At 36.2% G+C, this 7,700-nt stretch carries 6 protein-coding genes; all 6 read left to right on the forward strand.

What is annotated here, in order from left to right:
- On the forward strand, positions 1-334 hold a 334-nt coding region (locus K9N40_12465; GenBank protein ID MCF7815281.1), incomplete at its 5' end, for a hypothetical protein.
- A gap of 1,075 nt (positions 335-1,409) precedes the next feature.
- Positions 1,410-2,636: a PDZ domain-containing protein gene (locus K9N40_12470; protein ID MCF7815282.1), complete on the forward strand. Its 1,227-nt coding sequence runs from the start codon at positions 1,410-1,412 to the stop codon at positions 2,634-2,636.
- Positions 2,637-2,717: 81 nt separating this feature from the next.
- Positions 2,718-3,275 carry a hypothetical protein gene (locus tag K9N40_12475; protein ID MCF7815283.1) on the forward strand — a complete coding sequence of 186 codons (558 nt, stop codon included), beginning with the start codon at positions 2,718-2,720 and terminating at the stop codon, positions 3,273-3,275.
- A 14-nt stretch (positions 3,276-3,289) separates the two neighbouring features.
- A complete protein-coding gene (locus K9N40_12480) occupies positions 3,290-4,465 on the forward strand; it encodes a HAMP domain-containing histidine kinase (protein MCF7815284.1) in 1,176 nt (391 codons plus the stop codon).
- Entirely contained in the window at positions 4,446-5,783 is a 1,338-nt protein-coding gene (locus K9N40_12485) for a sigma-54 dependent transcriptional regulator (GenBank protein MCF7815285.1), read from the forward strand. The genes K9N40_12480 and K9N40_12485 overlap by 20 nt, the downstream gene beginning before the upstream one ends.
- Before the next feature lie 8 nt (positions 5,784-5,791).
- A complete protein-coding gene (gene sppA, locus K9N40_12490; GenBank protein MCF7815286.1) occupies positions 5,792-7,525 on the forward strand; it encodes a signal peptide peptidase SppA in 1,734 nt (577 codons plus the stop codon).
- The last annotated feature ends 175 nt before the right edge of the window (positions 7,526-7,700 follow it).

Genomic DNA, 7,700 nt, shown 5'->3' on the forward strand with positions numbered 1-7,700 from the left:
CTCGTCATCAACTCCAGTATCGCTTTGCTTTTCAGAAGTCGAGTCCGAATTGAATAGCCCCGTGATTTATCGCGGGGAAAAAAATAGCAAAAACAAAATGGGCTTTAGCCCAAACGACGTTCAAAACCCAGGTTGTTTAATTTCATTCTTTACTCCTCTGCCTTCGGCATCTATACTTTCCGAAACCTTTTATTTCGATTTCTTCAGAGTTGGTTTCGTAAAGTTGAAACTGAAAAACTTTCCGACAGCAATTTCCAGTATTCTCAAGAGAAGCTGTGGGAAAGAATATTTTATACTGGAGTTCAGTTCCGTCTGGACTTTAGGACACATGTGATGATTTGACTCATCATCAACTCCAGTTTCGCTTTTTTTTTTCAGAAGTCGATTCCGAATTGAATAGCCCCGTGATTTATCGCGGGGGAAAAATAGCAAAAACAAAATGGGCTTTAGCCCAATTGAGGGGTTGAAACCCAAGTTGTTTAATTTCATTCTTTACCCTTCTGCCTTTGGCATCTATACTTTCCGAAACCTTCTATTTCGATTTCTTCAGAGTTGGTTTCGTAAAGTTGAAACTAAAAAAACTTTCCGACAGCAATTTCCAGTATGCTCAAGAGAAGCTGTGGGAAAGAATATTTTATACTGGAGTTCAGTTCCGTCTGGACTTTAGGACACATGTGATGATTTGACTCATCATCAACTCCAGTTTCGCTTTTTTTTTCAGAAGTTGATTCCGAATTGAATAGCCCCGTGCTTCAGCGCGGGGTATAGAGATGAAAAAAGAAAAAGGGCTTTAGCCCAAATGAAGTCCAAAACCCAGGTTGTTTAATTTCATTCTTTACTCCTCTGCCTTCGGCATCTATACTTTCCGAAACCTTCTATTTCGATTTCTTCAGAGTTGGTTTCGTAAAGTTGAAACTGAAAAAACTTTCCGACAGCAATTTCCAGTATTCTCAAGAGAAGCTGTCGGAAAGAATATTTTGTTATTAGACTTTAGATCGAGATCAAAATTATAGCCTTCTCAATGGTTGAGCTTGCGAGACCTTGTGAATGGTTACTTCACTACCAACCATTGAGGAGGTTTTCAACCATCCACAAGGTTAGTTCAATCGTCTTGATTGAACTGCATGTTTCTGCTGATCGTCTTCGATCAATCTTAACCATATTTTTGAGCCGAAAAGGATAAACTCTGGAACTCCACGAGACGTGAAGTCCAACAATACATAAATTTTGATAGCTCGTTTTTTCATCTTTTTGATAAACTGGAATTATCACTTTTATCAAAAAAATAAAATATGAGAACTCACAAGAATGCTATTCATCATTGTATGTTGCTGAAATTTATGAAGTTAAAACAATTTGAAAAGTTTGGCACAAGCTTTGCAAGCTAAAAAGGCTAAAAGGAGGTTATGATGAATAGAGTTTTAAAAGTTATGTTAGTTGTAATTATCTTCAGTTTTTCTGGATTATTTGCCCAGGATGAGGAAGTAAAAGATCTGAATGCCACCATGGAAGAAGTTCAAATGGAGATCGATGCTGCCATGGAAGAAGCAGATCTGGAAAATTTAACAATCACGCTTACCGATTTTGACAGTGATTCTCCCAAAATGGGTGTCTTCCTTTCCAATCTGGATTTTGAAGATATCTACGAAATGCACTATGATTATAATTATGGTGTCTATGTTTCTGGAGTTACCGAAAATGGTCCTGCCCAAAATGCTGGCATCATGAAAGGCGATATTGTTATGGAATTTGATGGTGAAAAGGTAAAATTTGAAAGACACCTTGTAAATCTTATCAAATCTCATAATATCGGCGATGAAGTTAATGTGAAATTTTTCCGTCTGGGAAAGATCTATGAAACAACACTTACATTGAATACACTCCAAAAACGCGACAAAGATGTAATCATTACTAAAAAAGGTGAGAAGAAGAAGCGCCTTCCAGTTGGTGATGGAAGTGGTGGTTGGCTTCCCATCTGGTACATGCCTGATGTTACGGAAATCAATACTTTCCTGGCAGATTTAGATTTCGATGACGAAACATTTTCTGAAGATGGTTTTCTGATCCACGGTGGTGGTGGAATGGGAAATGTAGGAAAAGGCTGGTTTCTTGGAGGAATGGGCGCTGGTTATGAGAAGAAACAAACAACTATGTTTGATTGGACTTGTAATGATACTCTCTTTTTTACAGAACCTGTAAAAAGAACAGCAAAATATAGCATCGGTTACGGAGGTATTACACTGGATAAACGTTATGCACTTTCCCGTAAATTCATTACTTCAATTGGATTTATGATTGGTTGGGGTGGTACTGAATTTGTTGTTAAACAAAGCAAGAGTAATCAAGGTTTAACAAATTTTGATTTTGATAATCCAAGTGCTAATATGAATGAATACTATGATTATAAATCAAAGTTAAAGTTATATTCTGATTATATGCTTTTCCAACCGAGAGTAGCTTTTCACTGGAGAATCCTGGATTGGCTTAGTTTCAGAGCTGAAGCGGCTTACATGGTTAGTTATTCTTCCGAAGGATGGCAAGCTAAAAGAAATGGTGAGAAAATTAAACTATTAAATGCACCAGATACTAACATGGACAGTATAACATTCAGTTTCGGACCCTGGTTCGGATTTTAAATATTGACAAGTTAGCAGAGATAAAATTAGTCTCTGGCAGAATTGGTCTGTCAGAGGCTAATTTATTTAGAGAGGAATATAATGTTTCAGACTTTATCGAATAAAATCATTACTGGAGTGATAACTCTAAGCATGATGCTGCTTTCCAGCTATGAAGGTAACAATGCAAAGTTCGATAATGTATTTGCTTCTTTTGTAGGAAGTCAGATCTTTGTTTCCGCTCAATTGATCGATGCCTTTGAAAATGATTTTGAAGAAGTATTCAAGTCTGGTCAGCGGATTGAGATCTTTTTTAATATAAAGATATTCAGTGAAGATCTTCAGATTCATGATGCTGAATTTCGTCATGCAGTTCTGTTTGACCCATTAGGAAAGTATTATACAGTTTATCTGGAAGAGCAGCAAATGCAGACTACAGCCAGTAATTACGAAGAATTAAAAGAAATTATATCTAATGTGGAATATTCCTATAATAGCGTTAAATATGATGGCGGACATATTCTACTTTCTGCCTATCTTAAGAAAATCAAACTTCAATCCATGCAAAAAGAATACGACATGATGATGCTTTGGAAATTCAAAAAACCAAAAGTAAATACTCCCTGCTTAAAACAGGAATTTGAAACAGATTTTCAATAAAAAGAATTCTCATTATGAAAGTTAAGATCAGTCTTCGAGCACTTGTAATAACTTTATTTCTGGTACTTTATCTAAGTAGCCTTATCTTTATCAATGCTTTTTTTATTCAAAAGCACCGGGAATCCGGTGAAGCTTTTCAATCATTACAATTTGACGAATCATTGTCTCAACTTGCCTTCCAAACCAAAACTGACAGCTTGCAGGCTAAAGAATTGCTAAGAAAATTCAATTCCAGCAGAGCTGCTTCGGAAATGATACGGCACGAAGCTCAGATCTATTCCACAGGATTTTTGTTTGTGCTTATGCTGATCTCAGTTACCACTTTTATCATAGTTTTTTATGTTATCACAAAACCACTGAAAGAGATGCAATCTGCCACTGTTAAGATCCGGAAAGGAGATTTTGGAGTAAAACTGCCGGTTACCGGTTTCAAAGAACTCAAAGATCTCAAGATCTCTTTCAATCGCATGTCGGAAGAATTGGAAACAACTCAGAAGAAACTGATTAGAGCCGAAAAAGAAAGCATTTGGAAAGAACTTTCCCGCATTTTAGCTCATGAGATCAAAAATCCCCTCACACCTATTCAGCTGACTGTGCAAAGACTGGAAGAAAAATTTGAATTTGATAAAAATAAATTTGACTCGATTTTTTCAGAATCCATAAAAATTATCAATCAGGAGATCGAAAATCTGCAGAAGCTGGCTTATTCATTTTCCAGTTTTGCCAAAAACATAGAACCTGATTTTTCCATTTTTAACCTTAAACATGCACTTAAAGAAATTTTGCAATCCTATACACATCGATTTGATATTGAATTCATCTGTCCTGAAAAACTTACGATTGAATTTGATAGAACTCATTTTTATCAGATCATTACAAACATCCTCCAAAATGCCATCGATGCTTCTCCGGAAAATCCTGAAATTGAAATAAAAGTAGCTCAAAACGAAGAAAATTTAGAAATTTCCATAAATGATAATGGTGTAGGAATTTCTGAAGAACATGTAAATAAAATATTTGAACCATATTATACGAAAAAGAAGAAAGGCACCGGGCTTGGACTTGCTTTAGTAAAGAAACTTATTGATATCAACGAAGCCGAAATAGAAGTAAACAGCAAGTTAAATGTTGGTACAGAATTTATTATAACAATCAAGGAAAGAGGAAAAGATGAGAGTATTGATAATTGATGATGAAATGAATATCTGTTTAACTTTAAAAAATATCATGGAAGATGAGAAATATGACTGTGAATATGCCTTGAACAGCAAAAATGGTTTGGAAAAAGTAGATTCATTTCATCCTGATATAATTTTATTGGACGTTAGACTGGACGGAGCAAATGGGATCGATGTATTAAAACAGATAAAGGAAAATAATCCTAATATTATCGTGATAATGATCTCCGGTCATAGCGGCATAAAAGAAGCTGTACAAGCAATGCGCCTTGGAGCTTATGATTTTCTGGAAAAACCTCTCAGCCTTACCAAAATAAAAGTTATCATCAAAAAAGCCCTGGAATACAAAAATATAAAAAAAGACTACAATAGATTGAAAAATGATGTTAGTGAGCAATATAAAATTATCGGAGAAAGTGAACCAATACAGGAAATGCTTTCTATGATACAAAAAGTAGCTCCCAGCGATTCCAAAGTGCTTATCCGTGGTGAAAGCGGTACCGGCAAGGAACTCGTTGCTTACGCTGTGCATCATCTCAGCAATCGTGTTGATAAACCTTTCGTAAAGTTCAATTCGGCTGCCATTCCCAATGAACTGGTGGAAAGCGAACTTTTTGGTTTTGAAAAAGGAGCTTTCACGGGTGCAGTAAAAAGTAAAGATGGAAAAATCGAGCAGGCAGATGGCGGAACTTTGTTCCTGGATGAAATCGGAGATATGAATTTGAATGCACAGGCAAAGATCCTGCGGGTAATTCAGGAAGGTGAATTTGAACGAGTCGGAGGAAATAAAACCCAGAAAATTGATGTAAGAATAATTGCAGCAACTCACAAAAACCTGGAGGAACTTGTGGAAAGCGGCAGTTTTAGAGAGGATCTTTATTATCGCTTAAACGTTATTCCGATAATAACTCCTCCCCTGCGTCATCATCCAGCCGATATTCCTCTTCTCATCAATCATTACGCAAACTATTTTGCCAAAGATCTGAATCTGCCACTTAAAGTTTTTCATCCTGAAACTATTAAGATAATGCAATCCTGGCAATATAAAGGAAACGTGCGGGAATTGAGAAATTATATAGAACGAATATATATTTTAGTTTCCAAACAAAATATCGAACCCGAGGATATTGAATTTCTGGGTCAATTAAAAACCTCCTCAAACTTCTGGAATGAAACAATGAATTATAAAGAAAAGAAAAAAGAATTCGAAACAAAATATCTTTCCACTCAGCTCAAGATGCATGATAATAACGTCTCTCAAACAGCTGCAGATCTAGGTTTGCAGGTAAGTAATCTTTCTCGAAAATTTAAAGAATTAAATATAAAATAGGAGAATCTATGAAATCAAAATGGTTTGCTTTTGGATGTTTAACATCTTTCCTGATAGTAGTTTTGATAATATTTTTATCCCTTTCCGGTTTGAATAAAATAGGTAAAGAATTTACAGGTTCAAAACAGTTTAGCAGAGTAAATGATAATTCCTTCCTGCACATTGCACTCAATGGTTCTATTGTTGCTTACAACGAATATGAAGAAGGATATTTTAACAGTTCAGAAACCAGCGTTCACGACTTAGTAAATAAAATAACTGTAGCAGCAAAAGATGAAAAAATTTCCGGGATACTTCTGGAACCGAATTTCATTTCGGCAGGATATGCAGACTTGCACGAACTTATGAATGCTCTGGAAGCTTTTAGAGCGACTGGCAAGCAAGTTATTACATATCTGGATTTTGCCATGAACAAAGATTATTTTCTGGCTTCTGTGAGCGACAAAATATATTTGAATCCATCAGCTTCAGCAGGAATCGTGTTAACAGGAGTTGGCGGCAACGTTCTTTTTTACAAAGATCTTTTCGATAAAATAGGAATCGATGTAACAGTGCTTTCTGCCGGTAAATACAAAGGAGCCGGCGAAACTTATTCCCGCTCATCATTTTCTAATCCTGTAAAGCAGAACATATCAAAGCTTTACGATTCTATCTACAATTCTGTTCTGGAAAATATTGCACGAAATAGAGAATTGAACAAATCGGAGATCAAGCACATTTTTGAACAACGGGATCAACTTTTCATAAATCACAATGCCGCCTTAGATTACAAGCTGGTAGATGAACTATTTTATCGAGATGATGTTATCAAAAAATACTTTTTGAAGAATAAACTTGTTGATTATAAAAAATATAATGCAACTTTAAATCCTGTTTCCGCTTATAAAATAGCCGTAGTTTATGCCCAGGGCACGATTGCTCCGAATATGAACATTCCATCTGCCAATAATCTTTCTGCTGAGAAATTGAATTCGGTGTTGGAGGATCTGAGATTGGATAATTCTGTAAAAGCAATTGTACTTCGGGTAAACAGCCCGGGTGGAAGTGCACTTATTTCAGAAAATATTACCCAAAAGATCAGTCAGGTAAAAGAGCAGAAACCCGTAATTGTATCGATGGGAAATGTGGCTGCTTCCGGTGGATATTACATTTCATCGCTGGCAGATCATATTTTTGTAGATCCTTTCACTATTACAGGCTCAATCGGCGTGGTTGCGATGTTCCCCAATGTGGAAGGTTTATCGGATAAACTTGGCATTAATAGCGAAGATATCGGTAAGGGAAAATATGTTCATGCTTTCGATTTTTACAAAAAACCTTCCAACAGCGATATTGCTGCGATGAATAAATCTCTGCAGGAAACTTATCTTGAATTCAAAGAGCGTGTTTCTTTTGGCAGATCGATGAGCCTGCAGGAAGTAGAACAAGTTGCTCAAGGTCAGGTTTGGAGCAGCTTTGATGCTGTAGCAAATGGTTTAGCAGATGAGATTGGAATATTAGGAGATGCTATTCGTAAAGCTGCTGAACTTTCTGGAACAGCCAGTTATCAGGTTTCTTACTTTCCCAAGAAGAAAAGCATGCTGCAGGAACTTTTGAAAAAAGGTTTCGATCTGGATGTGGCGACCAAATTACTGGAATCCGAGCTTCCTGAAGAATTCAGAATTAACGAAACAAAAGATTTGCTAATAGGTATAAAAAACCATCCAGTACAAACTTTAATGCCGTTTAGGCTTCAACCCTAATTTCGCTAAATCTTAAAATAAATTTTTAATCAATATAATTCCTCGACGCTTGCGTCGGGGTTTTCCGAAATTTCTCCCCTGTTTGAGGGGAGATGCCGAAGGCAGAGGGGTAAATAATGAAAATTCGATTTTCAGCTTGCTGAAATAAATTTAGTGAAATACACCTTGGCTCTGC

It is taken from the genome of Candidatus Cloacimonadota bacterium, from assembly GCA_021734245.1.
Taxonomy (GTDB): Bacteria; Cloacimonadota; Cloacimonadia; order Cloacimonadales; family TCS61; genus B137-G9.